Source organism: Microbulbifer halophilus (assembly GCF_026183675.1).
GTDB classification, from domain to species: Bacteria; Pseudomonadota; Gammaproteobacteria; order Pseudomonadales; family Cellvibrionaceae; genus Microbulbifer; species Microbulbifer halophilus.
Genome location: NZ_JAPIVK010000044.1, coordinates 1 through 15,217, shown reverse-complemented (window position 1 = coordinate 15,217; position 15,217 = coordinate 1). Strand labels below are relative to the sequence as shown.

Annotated in this window: 13 protein-coding genes, 1 tRNA gene and 1 pseudogene; 3 read left to right on the top strand and 12 right to left on the bottom strand. The window is 63.0% G+C overall.

Annotation, left to right across the window (positions count from 1 at the left end; all coding sequences use genetic code 11):
• Window positions 1-61 precede the first annotated feature (61 nt).
• Complete coding sequence (locus OQE62_RS17155) at window positions 62-466, top strand: secondary thiamine-phosphate synthase enzyme YjbQ (protein ID WP_265723271.1); 405 nt, start codon at window positions 62-64, stop codon at window positions 464-466.
• A 291-nt stretch (window positions 467-757) separates the two neighbouring features.
• Here OQE62_RS17155 and OQE62_RS17150 read toward each other — a convergent pair whose 3' ends face one another.
• From OQE62_RS17150 to OQE62_RS17110, 9 genes are all read right to left on the bottom strand, one after another.
• Window positions 758-1,093: a TusE/DsrC/DsvC family sulfur relay protein gene (locus OQE62_RS17150; protein ID WP_265723270.1), complete on the bottom strand. Its 336-nt coding sequence runs from the start codon at window positions 1,091-1,093 to the stop codon at window positions 758-760.
• Entirely contained in the window at window positions 1,093-1,374 is a 282-nt protein-coding gene (tusB, locus tag OQE62_RS17145) for a sulfurtransferase complex subunit TusB (protein ID WP_265723269.1), read from the bottom strand. The genes OQE62_RS17150 and tusB overlap by 1 nt, the downstream gene beginning before the upstream one ends.
• A 10-nt stretch (window positions 1,375-1,384) precedes the next feature.
• A complete protein-coding gene (tusC, locus tag OQE62_RS17140) occupies window positions 1,385-1,747 on the bottom strand; it encodes a sulfurtransferase complex subunit TusC (RefSeq protein WP_265723268.1) in 363 nt (120 codons plus the stop codon).
• 12 nt (window positions 1,748-1,759) lie between these two features.
• A complete protein-coding gene (tusD, locus tag OQE62_RS17135; RefSeq protein WP_265723267.1) occupies window positions 1,760-2,149 on the bottom strand; it encodes a sulfurtransferase complex subunit TusD in 390 nt (129 codons plus the stop codon).
• 64 nt (window positions 2,150-2,213) lie between these two features.
• Window positions 2,214-2,891: a Bax inhibitor-1/YccA family protein gene (locus OQE62_RS17130; RefSeq protein WP_265723266.1), complete on the bottom strand. Its 678-nt coding sequence runs from the start codon at window positions 2,889-2,891 to the stop codon at window positions 2,214-2,216.
• 172 nt (window positions 2,892-3,063) lie between these two features.
• Window positions 3,064-5,517 (bottom strand): endonuclease/exonuclease/phosphatase family protein, encoded by a 2,454-nt coding sequence (locus OQE62_RS17125; protein ID WP_265723265.1) that lies wholly within the window; start codon window positions 5,515-5,517, stop codon window positions 3,064-3,066.
• Between the two features lie 11 nt (window positions 5,518-5,528).
• Window positions 5,529-6,809: a glycosyltransferase gene (locus tag OQE62_RS17120; RefSeq protein WP_265723264.1), complete on the bottom strand. Its 1,281-nt coding sequence runs from the start codon at window positions 6,807-6,809 to the stop codon at window positions 5,529-5,531.
• The gene (locus OQE62_RS17115; RefSeq protein ID WP_265723263.1) at window positions 6,806-9,061 is read right to left on the bottom strand and encodes a hypothetical protein; all 2,256 of its coding nucleotides are present in this window, start codon (window positions 9,059-9,061) and stop codon (window positions 6,806-6,808) included. The genes OQE62_RS17120 and OQE62_RS17115 overlap by 4 nt, the downstream gene beginning before the upstream one ends.
• The gene (locus tag OQE62_RS17110; RefSeq protein WP_265723262.1) at window positions 9,061-9,771 is read right to left on the bottom strand and encodes a TVP38/TMEM64 family protein; all 711 of its coding nucleotides are present in this window, start codon (window positions 9,769-9,771) and stop codon (window positions 9,061-9,063) included. The genes OQE62_RS17115 and OQE62_RS17110 overlap by 1 nt, the downstream gene beginning before the upstream one ends.
• Before the next feature lie 387 nt (window positions 9,772-10,158).
• On the opposite strand from OQE62_RS17110, the gene OQE62_RS17105 reads away from it, so the two are divergent.
• Together OQE62_RS17105 and OQE62_RS17100 are read left to right on the top strand one after the other, a co-directional pair.
• Window positions 10,159-11,709: an endo-1,4-beta-xylanase gene (locus OQE62_RS17105; RefSeq protein WP_265723261.1), complete on the top strand. Its 1,551-nt coding sequence runs from the start codon at window positions 10,159-10,161 to the stop codon at window positions 11,707-11,709.
• A 209-nt stretch (window positions 11,710-11,918) separates the two neighbouring features.
• Complete coding sequence (locus OQE62_RS17100; protein ID WP_265723260.1) at window positions 11,919-12,662, top strand: TorF family putative porin; 744 nt, start codon at window positions 11,919-11,921, stop codon at window positions 12,660-12,662.
• A gap of 395 nt (window positions 12,663-13,057) precedes the next feature.
• Here the strand turns inward: OQE62_RS17100 and ycaC are convergent, their stop codons facing one another.
• From ycaC to OQE62_RS17085, 3 genes and pseudogenes are all read right to left on the bottom strand, one after another.
• Window positions 13,058-13,684 carry an isochorismate family cysteine hydrolase YcaC gene (gene ycaC / locus OQE62_RS17095; RefSeq protein ID WP_265723259.1) on the bottom strand — a complete coding sequence of 209 codons (627 nt, stop codon included), beginning with the start codon at window positions 13,682-13,684 and terminating at the stop codon, window positions 13,058-13,060.
• 321 nt (window positions 13,685-14,005) lie between these two features.
• Window positions 14,006-14,093 (bottom strand) — tRNA-Ser (locus tag OQE62_RS17090).
• A 158-nt stretch (window positions 14,094-14,251) separates the two neighbouring features.
• Window positions 14,252-15,217: pseudogene (locus OQE62_RS17085) on the bottom strand (ribonuclease E/G); the annotation flags it as partial.

Sequence of the window (15,217 nt, the reverse complement as noted above, 5' to 3'; positions counted from 1 at the left end):
ATGCCGTTGTGGCTGGTTGAGAGCGGGCGCGCATTTTAAAGGAAAGAGCGAAGGAATCTCTATGGCAATTGGTGAGATTGAAATTCTAGTGAGCGGTCAGGGACTGCACGAATTTACCGACCAAGTGGCCGACTGGCTGTCGGGGCAGGGCGTGGATGAGGGGCTCTGCACCCTGTTTATCCAGCACACCTCCGCCAGCCTGCTGATCCAGGAGAATGCCGATCCCTCGGCGCGGGTGGATCTGGAGAACTGGCTGAACCGGCTGGTGCCGGAAAATGATCCGCTCTATACCCATACCCTGGAGGGGCCGGACGATATGCCGGCGCATATCAAGGCGGCGCTGACGGCGACCAGTCTTTCCGTGCCGGTTAAAGATGGACGCCTGATGTTGGGGACCTGGCAGGGGCTTTATCTCTGGGAGCACCGGCAGCATCGTGGCAAGCGGCGGGTGATTGTGCATGTCTGAGGCCGGCCCTCTCAGAGAGGCGAGGGGCTGCACGATCCAGTCCCCTCTCCCATTGGGAGAGGGTTAGGGAGAGGGGAGAGCTACAGGCAGCAGGTCAGCTATAGTGCATGCCTGAGACGCCCTCTCCCCCGGCCCCACTGGCGTGCGCCATCCTTGGCGCACGGCCTTCGGCCAGCTAAAGCTGCCCAAATCCGTTCCCGACGGATTTGTCCCGGTGGGAGAGGGGAGGTACGTAGACAGAGAGTGCAGGGTTGCACGATACGTTTTCTTTCCCGCTGGGAGAGGGCTGAGCTACAGGCAGTTAGTTGGCTTCGGCAACCCGGCTATCTTGCTGGCCACCTTCGCCGGGCTCGGCGGAAACAGCTGCATCAGGTAGATGCTCCGCCCCTTGTCGGCCCCCAACTGCTGGCCGACATACTTCACCAATGGCCGCATCGCCGGCGACAGTTCGAATTCCCGGTAGAAATCCTGCAACAACCGGATCACCTCCCAGTGCGATTCGGTCAGCTCGACCCCCTCGGTGCTGGCGAGCTGTTCGGCCACGGCGGGGCTCCAGTCTTCCAGGTTGCGGAGGTAGCCCTCTTTGTCGAGCGGAATCTCGCGGCCTTCGATCTGCATGGTGTCCATTATCTGAACCAACTGACAATCGGTTTGTGTTCGGCGCACAGCGACACCCAGCCGGCGTCGTCGATGGCCCGGATATTCTCCGGTATCTGCAGGCCGCGGGCCTCCGCATCCGCCTCCAGGCAGTAGACGGGCCCCGCGGCGAGGGATTCCGGTATGTCGCCGCTCAGTGCGTAAATGCCATCCTCGATCAACAGCAGGGCGTCGTCGTCGCCGAAGGTGCCGACGCAGTCGGCGAGGGCGTTGGAGCTGAAGGGGGATTTGCTGACGATATGCAGTGTCATGTCGTGCGCCTCAGAAACTCAGGACCGTATCGAAACCGCGGATAAACTCGCCGGTATCGGCGACCAGTTCGATCTCCGCGCCGGGGATTTCCAGCTGTTTTGCATCGATACCCCGTTCGCGCAGGCTGCTCTCGCAGACGTGGATGGTCTCGACGCCGAACATCGGCAGCGCCTGCAGGTTGCGCAGCAGGCTTTTCTGCTCGATTGAGGCGGGTTCCTGACTGCCGAGAAGCTGGAAGACGCCGTCGCGCAAAAACAGCAGCTCGGGGGTCTGTTCCATCGCGGCCGCGGCGAGTACGGCCTCGAGCCCCTCGCGGGCCAGGGCATTGCCATAGGGCGCCTGGCGACAGAGGGCGAGTATGTGTTTTGCCATCTCTGTGTCTCCCTAGCCGAAGGTTACAACGCGATCGGAGTTGGCCGTGGCATCGGTCAACTGCCCGAGGCCCGCCAGCTCGAAGCCGTCGGCCAGGTTGGCGGCGGGCTTCTCCAGCCGGCGGGCCTCGCTCTCGCTCAAGAGCCCGCGGCGCTGGGCCGCGGCGATACAGACTACCAGATCCAGTCCGTGCGCCCGCTGCAGCGCCTGCCAGCCGCAGATGGTGTCGGCCTCGTCTTGGGGCGGGGCGCTGAGCGCGCTGCCATTGTGGACACCATCGCCGTAGAAGAAGACGCGGTAGAGCTGGTGCCCCTGCGCCAGCAGCGCGCGGGCAAAGCGCAGCGCGGTAGCCGCGGACTGGGAGGCATGGGGTGCGCCGTAGACAACCAGGGAAAATTTCATAGGTACCAAACAAGAATGCCCCGCGGAGCGGGGCATTGCGGTTGACCGTTCCAGCGGCTGCGAATCAGTCGTCGGCGGCGAAGCCGAAGATGTGCAGCAGGCTGGTGAACAGGTTCAGGATGGAAATGTACAGGGACGTGGTCGCCATGATGTAGTTGGTCTCGCCACCGTTCACGATGCGGCTGGTGTCGTACAGGATGAAGCCGGAGAACAGCAGGGCGATGACGCCGCTCAGGGCCACGCTGGCCAGCGGCATGTAGAAGCCGAACATGCTGGCGATCATCATGCCCAGGGCGCAGACCAGTACCGCGATCAGGCCCACGAACAGGAAGCCACCCATGAAGCTGAAATCCTTGCGGGTGGTCAGCACATAGGCGGACAGGGCAAAGAAGATCAGCGCGGTTGTGCCCAGTGCCTGTGTGATCACCTGGCCGGCGCCGGCCGATATGTAGTAGCTCAGGATCGGGCCCAAGGAGGCGCCCAGCAGGCCGGTGAAGGCGAAGACAACGGCAATGCCCTTGCCGGAGTTGGCGGTGCGCGGCAGCACGAACCAGATCAGGCCGAGAGCGACCAGTGAACAGATGATGCCCATGCCGCGGCCCATGCCCACCGCCATGGCGACGCCGGCGGTGAAGGCGCTGAACAGTACGGTCATGGCCAACAGGGCGTAGGTATTGCGCAGCACCTTCGCCGTTTCCGAGCGATCCACTGCGCGGGACTGTGAGTAAACTTGCTGCTGCATTAGCGGCTCCTGCTATTGAACGTTACGGGAATCATATAGCCAGCGGTCGGGACCATCAAGTCAGTTCGTCACCCGGCGACCGCCGGCCGGAAATCTGCCATCGACTGCGTTGCGATTTCTTTGCCAACGCTGCCGACTCACCAAGGTAATATTGGGGCGCACGGGCGTCTTTTCAATCCCCCGGGCTGTCGCCGTCGCCGGTCGGCAGCTCGATATCGGCGATCAGCGGCAGGTGGTCCGATGCCTGTCGGGTCAGTTCCGTGCCGGGTACCAGGATCCGCTCGACGCGAAAATCCGGGCTGGTGTAAATATAATCGATACGCGCCTGGGGCATACGGCTGAAGAAGGTCCCCCGGGGTTTGTGGTCCGGGGCCGCCACCTGGGCGTCGCGCAGATGGCCGCCCAACCGTTTGCACTCGGCGGAATTGGGCAGTGCGTTCAGGTCGCCCATCAGCAGCCTGGGGCCGCTGCAGTGCGGGTGCGCCAGCCATTCCGGGCCCAGCAGCGCGTCCACCTGGCGGAGTCGTTCGGCCTTGGACAGGCCCAGGTGGGTATTGATGATCTGCAGCTTCTGACCTTCGTGTTCCACTTCGACCCAGATGGCGCCGCGGGGTTCATCCGCGGCCGGGTTGAACAGGCCGCTTTTGCCATTGGGCGGGCCGGGGAGTATGTCCTTCTTGATCAGCCGCACCGGCAGGTGGGTGAGGATGGCGTCGCCGTATCGCTCTTCCTCCAGATGCAGGGCCGGGTGGAAATGCACGTCCATGGCCAGCAGCCGCGCGAGGCGCTCGGCCTGGTCCAGGCCGCCACTGCGCTCGCGCAGTACATCCAGCTCCTGCAGTGCTACCACGTCCGGTTGGTAGCGGGCGATGACGCGGGCGATACGCTGGGGCGACAGCTTGCCGTCAATACCGCGGCAGCTGTGCACGTTGTAGGTCATCACGCGCAGGGTTTTCACCGCGGCGCGGCGCGGTCTCGCCGTCGCCGGATTGAGGCCTCGCAGGTAGGCGCGGGCGGTGGCGCGCAGTTCCTCCGGGCGCCAGTGGCCGCGCTCCGGGTTCGGTGGCGGTATATCCTCCGGCATCAGCGCGAAGGCGTGGGTTTCGTTGGGACCGGCGCCGCCGTGGCTGCCGTTTTCCATGGCGAAGGTCAGGGGCTGGTCCATCCCTGCGCACCAGCCGTACATCATGAAGTCGCCGGCGTCCGGATGGCTGCAGAGTTGCACCATGTCGGCGATGGTCTCGTCGGGGAACGGATGGTTGGCGCCCAGCAGCGCGGGGCCGTCCTGCGGCAGTTTTACCGGCCCGTGGGCCCACCAGCCGTGTACCGCCGAGGCGGGGTCGGCGGGGTCCGTGCGGTAGAGCACCAGTGGCACCCGTGCCTGCTCCACGATCAGTTGCGCCACCTGGGCGCGCTCGGTGCCGTCCAGTTCCAGGTTGTAGAGCATCGCCAGCGGGCCCAGTGCCGCCAGTGCCAGCGGGGTGTCACCGGCGTGTTCGTCGCCGCCCTCGTCCGGAGTCATCTTCTCGATCCACTCGCTGCCGAACAGCCGCGCGCGCTCCAGGTCGATGCCGCGGCGGCCCTTGCTGGGGTATTGTTCCGGGCTGCCGGGTAGGTCCGAGAGGGCATCGGCCAGGGCCTCGCCCAGGCTGCGACCGAATTCCCGCTCGTAGGGGCGGGTCTGTTCCTGGCCGTGGTCGGAGAAAATCCACACATCGTAGTGGCGTCGGTCGGAGCCGTGCGCGGCGCGCCAGATACGGGCGATGGCGTCGTCGATGCCCTTGAGCACCCAGTGGGCAAACGCGGAGCGCGGGCCGCGGCGGTGGGACTGTTCGTCGTAGCCCAGCAGGTTGACGTAGATCACCGGCAGGCCGCGGGCGATATCGATTTTGACCCCGATGGTGCAGAGTTCGCGCATCAGGATGGTGACGGCGACGCGCGTGGGGATGAACATCAGTTCGCGGACCAGGTCCTGCCCGCGGAATACGCCGCGCACACAGTCGACAATCGCCAGTACGAATTCCACCACCACCAGCCCCGCAGTGCGCACCAGGCTCCAGGCATTGGTGAGCAACAGCAGGAGAACTTTCCAGGGGCTGGCATCGCGCAGCGCCGGGCCCCAGCCCTGGTCGGCGGGGCAGAAGTGGGCCTCGCCGCGCGCGGCGCCGGCGCGGAACAGGCTCAGGTAGCAGCTGCCGCCGCCTGCCAGAAGCGGGTCGCGGCAGCGGGCGTTGAGTTTTTCCTCCACCCGCGCGGCCACATGCGGATCGTACATCCGCACCAGCTTCTGGCTCTCGCGCATCATGAAGCCGAAGGCCGGCACCGCCTGGCGAACGCCGAAGAAGAGTTCCGCCTGCACGGCCGGGGTGGTGGACGGTACGCCCGGGTAGAGATGCTCCAGGTGGTAGTGTTCCTTTTCCATCAGCCGTTTCAGAAACGGCATACGCCCTTTGGCCAGCGCCTGTTCCAGTTGCGGGTGGGCGAGACCGTCGATCTGGATCAGTACCAGCCCCGGGTCGCCCGGCGGGCACTCGCTGGTGGGCAGGCCCAGTAGCTGGGCCATCCACTCGCTGCGGCTGAAACGTCGGCGCCAGCGGCGGAGCCTGGATGCAATACGATCTAACATTGCGCTCCCGACTAGGGTTGCTTGTGCGGTGGGTGGCTGAAGGCGGCGCCGGCTGCGCCGGTGACGCCTTCGAGGATCTCCCATTGGGCGCCGATGGTATTGCGCATGCGCTGCCACTGGGCGTACAGGGAGTCGTCCAGGGACCAGGGCTGGCCGAGCAGGGGCTCGTAGAGTTGCAGCGCCCGTTCGGAGCAGTTTTCCATGGAAAACTGCTCCGCCGTGGCCAGCGCTTCGTCGCGCAGTTCCCGTTGTCGTCGTGCCGGCAATTCCAGCAGCCACTGCAGCGCGGCGGTGAATTCGCTGTGGCTCTGGCGCATCAGTAACCGGCCGTTGAGACCGTCGCGCACCACCTCGCGGGTGCCGTTGGCGTCCAGTGCGATCACCGGGGTGCCGGTGGCCATGGCTTCGGTCAGTACCATGCCCTGGGTTTCACTGGTGGAGGCGAAGACGAATACATCCATGGCCGTGTAGGCGTCGCGCTGGGCCTCTCCCTGCAGGGTTCCGGGCATATGCAGGCGATCGCCCAGGCCGCGGCTGTCGAACAGTCGCCGCAGCCGCTTTTCCATCGGGCCGCTGCCCACCACCAGAAAGTGGGCCCGCGGATTGCGCTGCATGAAATCGGCGGCGGCGGTGGCGAGAAACTCCAGGTTTTTTTCCTCTGCCAGGCGACCCAGGTGCCCGGCGACGAATGCCGATGCCGGTATGCCCAGTTCGCGGCGTGCGCGCGCGCCATCACCGCCGCTGTAGTCCTGCAGTTTGACCCCGGTGGGGACTTCGGCGATGGGCGTTTCCACACCGCGTTGCCGCAACAGTCGGGCGATGCTGTGGCTGGGCGCGAACACCAGGCTGGCGAGGTTGGCGTAGCGGGTAGCCAGTTCGATCACGAAGCGCTTCAGCGCTTCGGAGTCTGCGGGCACATAGTGGGTGTAGCGCTCGTAGAGGGTGTGGTGGGTAAACACCAGCGGCAGTTGCCGCGCGCGGGCAATCCGCAGGGCGGTCATGCCCAGCAGGAACGGATGGTGGGCGTGCACGATGTCCGGCCGGAACTCGTTGAGGTGATCGCTGAGATGGCCGGAAAAGGGCAGGGCGACGGAGAAATCGCTGCCGTTGAAATTCTGGATGGCGTGAATGCGGATCACGCCTCTTTCACCCGGGATGCGTTGGGCAAACTCCGGCGCGACGACCATGACCCTGTGTCCGCGCTTGCGGTACTCCTCGGTAAACGCGGCTACCGAGCGGGCCACGCCGCCCACGTGGGGCAGGTAGGTATTGGTCAGCATCACGATGTTCACTGTGGTGACAGCTCCACGTGGTTGACGCCTGCTTCCGGCGCGGCGGTTGCATATCCCAGTGCGCGTACCTGGATCGATGGGGCTTCGCGGTGCCATTTCGCTTCCCAGGATACCCGCGGCGCGGCGCCCGGCTCGATCGCCAGGGTGACGGTACCGAAGCGTGTCGGCGCCGGTCCGAAGCGGATGGGTTTTTCGGCACCGGTATCCGCCTGCTCCTCTCCCCTGAGCCATTGGGGCGGCAGGCCGGAGGCCAGTACAAGGCTGTCGCCCTCTTCGCGCACAAAGCAGTTGCGCTGCATCGCCACCCATTCCGCCGCGGCCCAGGCGTGTTGGCCGTCGCCCATACAGCCGCCGAAAGAGTGCGGGTGTATGGCCTCGGGCCACTGGCCGGTGGGGGAGGCGAGCCTGGCGACGCTGCGCATCAGCTCCAGGCATCGGGCATCGCCGGCGCGCAGTAGTACCTGGGCGATATGGAGCGTGAGGTAGGCGTTGATACCGGAGTGGATCATATCCTGGAAAAAGCCACCGCTGACAAAGCACTTGTCCATCAGGAATTCCGCCAGGTCCGTCAGGCGCTCGTCGTTCTCCGGGTAGAGTTGCAGCGGGTAGCCGGCGGCGATGGAGCCGATGGCGCCGGCGTCCAGTCGCCGGTTGGGGGACGCCGGCATGGCCGGGCGGCCGAGCCGCTCGGCGCAGCGGGCCAGGCTGTCGTCGATGGTGCGCTGGAAATCCTCCGCCTGGGCGGCGAAGGTGTCCCGCTCGGTGAAGCCCTCCCGCTCACTGATGGCCACCGCGGACCGCTGGCCGGCGACACCCCAGAAATCGTCCCAGTAGTAGCAGTCGTTGGGGCCCAGGTGTTCGGCGCTGAAGCCCGCCGGCAGCAGGCCGTCGCAGTGGCTGCGGCCCTGCGACTGGCGCTTGGCATCGATCCAGCGGGCGCCGCGCAACACCGGTTCGCGCCAGGCGGCTTTCAGTTTGCGGTCGGTGAGCTGACAGAAGAGATCGAAGATCCACAGCGCCTCGCCGTTGGAGTCCCACTCGCCGTCTTGGGAGTGAAAAAATCCATCGTGCTTCTGCCGGTGGGGAAACTGGTCCAGTGCCCGCTCGGCGCGCTCGATCAGTCCGGCGTAGAGCAGCGACTGGATCATGAAGGCGGCATCGCGGAACCAGAAGCGTTTGTAGGTGTAGGGCCCGGGGTACACATCCTTGGGCGAGTGCAGGACCAGGGTGCGGATGGCGGCATCGTAGAGGAACTGGAACTGCTCGTCGGGCACCGACAGGGCACAGTGGCCCTGCAGGTTGTCGGGCCAGTGGGGCGACAGCCGGCTCTTGTGCCTGCCGCTGTGCAGCGGGATTTTCACGTCGATATTCAGCGGTTTGCCGGTCTCCAGGCGGAAGAGGGCGGCGGCGCTGGCCATGCCCACTTCGCATTCGCTGTGCAGGCGCCCGCCGCGGTCGTCCAGGTGCAGATAGCTGTCGCCGTTGCGGTAATCGGACGCCAGGTGGCGATCCACCTTGCGATCGAATTCCACCGCCGGTTTGTCCTCGATTCGCCAGTGTCGGCGGTCGTCGTCGAGGCAGACCTTGTGCACGAAGCTGACGCCCTCCGGGTTGCAGGGGCGCAACGCCACCACCAGCCAGCCGCCGCTTTCCCCCATGGCGTTCAGTTGCAGCAGGCAGTGGCTGTCGTTGCTATCGCGCTCGACTCTGGCGGTGTTGGTCAGGCGCAGGCCTTCGCCGGAAGTCTCGGTGCGCACGGCGATATTTTCATCCATCAGCAGTCGCTGCTGGCACTCTTTCAGTTTGGACGGCAGTAGTCGGTGGCCGTCGTCGCCGATCACCCAGGTGTCGATGGACCAGCCGTCGTAGTGGGGTGTGAGCAGGCCGCGGGGATCCACGACTGGCATTTCTTCACAGTCCGGCAGGCCCACGGCGGTCCAGTTGCGGTGGCTCAGGTTGCAGTGGGTAATGGAAAAGGCGCGCGGGATGAAGGATTCATCCAGGGGATCGAACTGGCGCTCGATCCAGTAGGGCCAGACCCAGTCCAGGTTGTGCTGGATCACCTTGCTGTTGATCAGGGCGCGGGCATGGAAAATGGCGCCGGCGCGCAGCAGCTCGATGGGTTCCGCCACTTCCGACGGCTCGGCGAAGCGCTGCAGCCGCGCCATCACCGACAGGGGATCGAGAAAGCCGTGCGCAGTGGCGAAGCGGCGAACGAAGAAGCGCCACGGGAGCCATTTCATCCAGGGCATCAGAGATCCTCTTTCTCAATTTTCCGGACCAGTGTGCGCCGCGCGATACGGGTAAGCCCCACCACACCGATTACCGCCAGCACAAAACCGGCCCCGTAAAGGGTCCACTGCAGCGGCGTGCGCTCCGATTCCACCTGCCCCAGGGTGGTCAGGTCGGCGGCAATCGAACCCAGGTAGACGTTGTTCAGGCTGATCGGGATGATCCCGATCAGGTTGCCCAGTGCAAAATCCCGCAGCCGCACCGGCGTGAGGCCGAAGAAATAGTTGGACAGTTTGAACGGGAACAGGGGCACGAGCCGTGTCAGCATGATCATGCTCCAACCTTCCTCCCGTATCACTTCCCCGAGATGTGCCGGGCGCACATGGGACATCACCCAGCGCGAGGGGCGCTCCGGTAGCAGGTAGCGCGCGATCAGGAAGGCCAGGGTGGCACCCAGGGCCGTCCCGGCCACCACCAGCAATGTGCCCTCGATCACTCCGAAGACGAAACCGGCGCCCATGGTGAAAACCACCCCGGGCAGCAGCAACACGATCGCCACGGCAATGATCAGTACAAACAGCAGGCTCGCCTGCCAGCCCTGGGCCTCCAGCCACTGCAGCACTTCGATGATGCGTTCGTCCAGGTCGAAGTAGAGCAGCAGGCCGATACCCGCACCCACGCCGAGGATACAGAGGGCAATAATCCCGACAGGGTAGTACTTCGACGCCATAAAGTTGCTCTAATACCGGGACAATACGGATTCAGTGTCGCCAATCTATAGCCTAGACCGGATCTTTCACCCGGCCCGGCCCAGCCCTCTGGCCGGGAAGTTGCCCCATCGGGGCGGTCGCGGTGCCATACTCCGCCCGCCGGGCCGTGACCGGCAAAGAGGTATCACGTTGGTAGCGCTACCAGGTTCACATTTCTCCATATCAAAGCCATCTCCCCGTGGTTGAGTCTCCGCCCTGCCGATAGTATGACCTGGCAGTCATTGGGACTGTGCGATCGCTCTTGTCTGTACGCAATTTCGGCCCAGCCAAGGCAGTCTGATGGTGAAGTCGTTGGCGGAAGAGCTTCCCTTTCGAGAGGTCCACAACCAAAGCGACGAGAGAGAAATATGGATAGTTTTACAGACCTGTCGTCATCGACAGAATTGAAAAAAACAAAGCGCCTGCACCAATACATGGGGGCATTGGTCGTCACATTGCTGGGCACCGCTTCTCACGGTGCGATGGCGGCCTGTGAGTACAGTGTCGACAACAGTTGGAATTCCGGCTTTGTTGCCAGTGTTTCGGTGACCAACGACGGCCCGACGCCTATCGACAACTGGGAGGTGCAGTGGCAGTACAGCGGCGACAGCCGCATCGTTAACCACTGGAGTTCCGATATCTCTGGCGACAATCCCTACACCGCCCGCAATGCGGAATGGAACGGAAGCCTGCAGCCGGGGCAGAGCGTGATGTTCGGCTTTCAGGGTACCTCCAGCGGCAGCGCCGAAACACCGGACGTTACCGGCGCGCTGTGTGGGGGTGGCTCCAGCAGCTCCTCTTCCTCCTCCAGTTCGAGCAGCTCCTCGTCGAGCAGTTCATCCAGTTCGTCCTCCAGTTCTTCGTCCAGCAGCTCTTCCTCGGGCGGTTCGGCGGAGAATCTCTACAGTCTCGCCGCCTTCCCGATAGGCGTCGCGGTTTCCGCTGGCAACGAGAGTCGCAGCTTCCTCGATATTGCCGAGAAGCAGACTTCCATCGCCCAGCATTTCAGCGAGCTGACCGCCGGCAACATCATGAAGATGAGCTACCTGCATCCGTCCGAGCAGACTTATGACTTTGCCGATGCGGATGAGATGGTGAACTGGGCCGGCGCCAATGGTATCGGGGTACACGGCCACACTTTCATCTGGCACTCCGATTACCAGGTGCCGTCGTGGATGAGCAACTACAGCGGCGACTTCGAGGCGATGCTGAACGATCACGTAAGCACCATCGCCGATCATTTTGCCGGCCGTGTGGAAAGTTGGGATGTGGTCAACGAGGCCATTGATGAAAACCAGTCCAACTGCTATCGCAACTCGCTGTTCTATCAGCGGCTAGGCAGCGACTATATCGCCCAGGCCTTCACGGTGGCGGACGCGGCCGATCCCGGCGCGGACCTGTACTACAACGACTACGACACCGAGGGTGGCAACAGCGAAAAACTGGACTGCCTTTTGCAAATCGTGGATGACCTGCAGGCCAGTAACGTGCCCATTGACGGTGTCGGCTTCCAGATGCACGTGCAGATCGACTGGCCGTCTACTTCGCAGATGCGTACAGCGTTCCAGGAGATCGTGGATCGCGGCCTGAAAGTGAAAATCACCGAGCTGGATGTACCGATCAACAATCCCTATGCCTCCACACCTTTCCCGCAATACACCAGTTACACCGCGGAAGCGGCAGCACTGCAGAAGAGTCGCTACAAATCCATTGTGGAAACCTACCTGGATGTAGTGCCTTCACACCTGCGGGGTGGCATCACTGTGTGGGGCCTGTGGGATGGAGATAGCTGGCTACTGGACTTCGACGAGCGCGAGGGCGCCGACGACTGGCCCCTTCTGTTCAGCGGCCCGTCCAACGGACCCTATGAAGAGAAAGCGGCCTTTGACGGCGTGGCCGAAGCGCTTACCGGTCAGTAGCTCCGGCTTGTAAGCAATTATTTTTTATTGCCGGAAGTATAAAGGTGGCGCAGGGACGCGTCGCCATTATTTGCCGATTGTGGTAGCGGAGTCGATAGGTAGGCGCGTTATTGATTGACTTCCGGTGAATACCACGCCCTTGCTTGAAAAAAACTGGCTGACGTCTATAGCAGTGAGACGGTTTTGGTTTTTAGGACAGGGAAGATCCAATGAAAAAGTCCGATATTGCCGCCGTATGGGCGGTGGCCTGTATGGTTCTGTATAGCGCCGCCGGCTACAGCGCGGAAGAGGAAAGTGATGATACGATTGGCACTTTTGCCGGCAGTGCCAAACTCGCCTCCGATTACATGTTCCGCAGCATCTCCAATTCCAACAACCGCCCGCAGGTAAATGTCGATTTCAACTGGTCTCACGACAGTGGCGTTTATCTCGGTGTCTGGTCCACGAATACCGATTTCGGCGGCACTGGCAACAGTATGGAGCTGGACCCCTATATCGGTGTTGCCGGCGATATCGGCGACAGTGGTTTCAGTTATGATTTAGGCTACTGGGCCTACTTCTATCCGGGATCCCCATCGGATCTGGACTACGGGGAGGTCTATATCACGCCGAGCTACAGTGCCGGTAACATCACCATATCGCCCAGCTTCTGGTATTCGGATAACTATTTCGGCGATGATTTTCTCAATGGTGTGGAGTCGCTCGCCTATGAAGTGACCGTCAGCGCCGATTTCCAGCGGGACATCTCCATCTCCGCCCGGGTCGGCGAGCAGACTTTTCAGTCGGAGTTCGACGCCCTGAACTATACCTACTGGGATATCGGCATTTCGCAGACCTGGAACCACTTCACTTTCGATCTGCGCTGGCACGATACCAATGGTGTGGATCCCTTCCTGGCCAACCCGAAGCTGGGAAACGGAGAAATGGTGTTCAGTATCACACGGAGTTTCTGAACCAACCGCTTTCAGGGCGGCGCGATTGATTTCGCCGAGGGTCGGTATGCAGCGCTCGGCAAACTGGAGTTCCGACTAACCGTCTACCACGTGCACTCACTGGGCCGCCTCGAATCAGGTGCTGGCTGTCGTTCAGCCCCGGAATAACGCGTTTTCCATTCAGGTTCATGACCTGGGTCCTGTCGCCGGCCAGCGGCACGATTTCCCTGTCGCTGCCAATGGCCAGTACAACGCCGTCTCGCGGAGGGCAAGGACATCGCGACCTCCGGCGCCGGGGCTGCGGAACTCTTGGCGACCTGTCGCCGCGTGAGTCCGTTTCCGTTCGCTCCGAATCTGTTTTGGGGGAATTCGACGTGGGAGTCCCTCCGAAGGGACGTCGAGATATGCCCGGTCGGTTACCTGGACTCGGCAAGCGTGGTGTAACTGGTCATCAGGTTCCGGTAGTCGGGGATATGGTTACTGAACAGCTTGCCGAGCCCCTCGACATCGTTGCGCCAGTCGCGGTGCAGTTCGCAGGCCACGCCGAACCAGGTCATCAGTTGGGCGCCGGCTTCCGCCATGCGGCCCCAGGCGGAGTGGCGGGTCAGTTCATCGAAAGTGCCGGACGCGTCGGTGACCACGAATACCTCGAAGCCCTCCTCGATTGCAGACAGGGCGGGAAAGGCGACGCAAACCTCTGTGACCACCCCGGCGATAATCAGTTGTTTCTTTCCGGTGGCCTTGACGGCGGCCACAAAGTCTTCGTTGTCCCAGGCGTTGATCTGCCCGGGTCGCGCAATGTAGGGCGCGTCGGGAAACGTCTCTTTCAGCTCGGGAATCAGCGGTCCATTCGGGCCGTCCTCGAAACTGGTGGTCAGGATGGTCGGCAGCTTGAAGTATGCGGCGGAATCGGCCAGTGCCAGCACGTTGTTCTTGAACTTGTCCGGGGCTATGTCGCGGACCAGTGACAGCAGGCCGGCCTGGTGGTCCACCATCAGTACGGCGGCATTGTTTTTGTCGAGACGTACATAGGGTTTACTCATGACGCTCTTCCTCGAGGTTGACGGGCTTGAAAATGGAGGTTTGGGGGGAACAACTAAGGCAGTGAACGAGGTGCCTGTTTTTAACGATAGATCAAATGGCGGGGGTGAGAGATGGGGAAGTCGCAGGTTCAGGGGATGAAAGCGCCGCTGGTTCTGGCTGCGTGAGTACCCAAGGGTGAAAGGCTTCTGGCACGTGCTTGTTCCCACCGGAAGCGCCCCCTGTTTGCGGGCGGATTGGCTCGATCCGGCCCGAACAAGGGGGACATCCAAATCTGCCCCGTCTCCATACGAAAAAACCCGGCATAAAGCCGGGTTTTTGTATGGCGGAGGGGCAGGGATTCGAACCCTGGGACCTGTTACAGTCAACGGTTTTCAAGACCGCCGCTTTCGACCGCTCAGCCACCCCTCCGAATTGTCCGGCGCATTATACCGGCCGTGTCGGCCGGTACAAGGGGATGGACGATTTTTTTAAGTGATTCAATAGCTTAGCTGATTTATTGAACAGTGCTGTACGCGCCTTATGAGGCGATGGGAGCGGTATTTCTACCGCTTTCCATCGGTTGTCGATCAACTGGCCTCGGCGGAGTTGTCGGTATCCTCATTTGCTTCGTCCGTGCGGCGGGCGACACGGGGGTCGTTGACCGGACGGGTGAGGGCGCGCGGTCTGTGTTCGATATCCGCCGGTTGCGCCGTGTTGAGGGGGCGCAACTCGCCGATATCGGGGTGCTGGGTGACGATTGCCAACTCCTGCAGCGGTTTCGGGTTTACCCGCGGGTCGTTGCCGGCGCGGCTGCCGGAGGGCGCTGCCGGAGTCGCTTCGGTGGCTGGCGCCTGTGGCGTTTCTTTGGCCGCCTCGGTTTCCGGGGCTTCAGCTTCCGCTATGGCCACTTCTTCGCCGGCCGCTTCCTTCTCGGGAGTAGCGGTGGGTTTGGCATCCGGTTCCGCGGCGACCGTCTCTTTTGCGGGCCCCGCTTCGGGCTCTGTGGCTTCAGCGGGCCGCTGTGCCGGCCCCGCGGACTCCGGCGGAGTGGCAGTCTTTTCTGCAACTTCCTTTTCCGCGGTTTCCGGCTCGGTAGCCTTCGATGCTTCCGGTTCGGCCTCCGGTTTTTTCACCTCTGCCGGCTGTTGTTCGGCCGCGGGCTGTTCCGGAGTCGGCTCGATCGATGCCGCGGAGGGCTGGAGTTGGGCGACCGGCTCCTGCTGACGGGCAGCGGGTGCTTTGTCAGCTTTTTTCTCGGTGGCCTTTTCCGCCGGGGCAGGGCGCTCGGATGTGGCCGGCTGTTCCTTGCGGCGGCGATCCCGGGGCTTCTCCTTCTTCGCTTCGGTGTCGGCTTTGGCCTGGCTCGCAGGCTGCCCGGTTTCCGGTGCCTTGCCCTTGCGGGTGGCCTGGCGAGATTCGCTCTCGGCTTCGTTGATCGCTTCATTGACCTCGCGGTTCAACTCTTCCTGGCTCTGGACCTCGGCGACGCGGGCGGCGGCCGCATTCTCGCCGCGGCGGCCGCGACGGCGCGGTTGGGGGCGGCCGCGGACGTT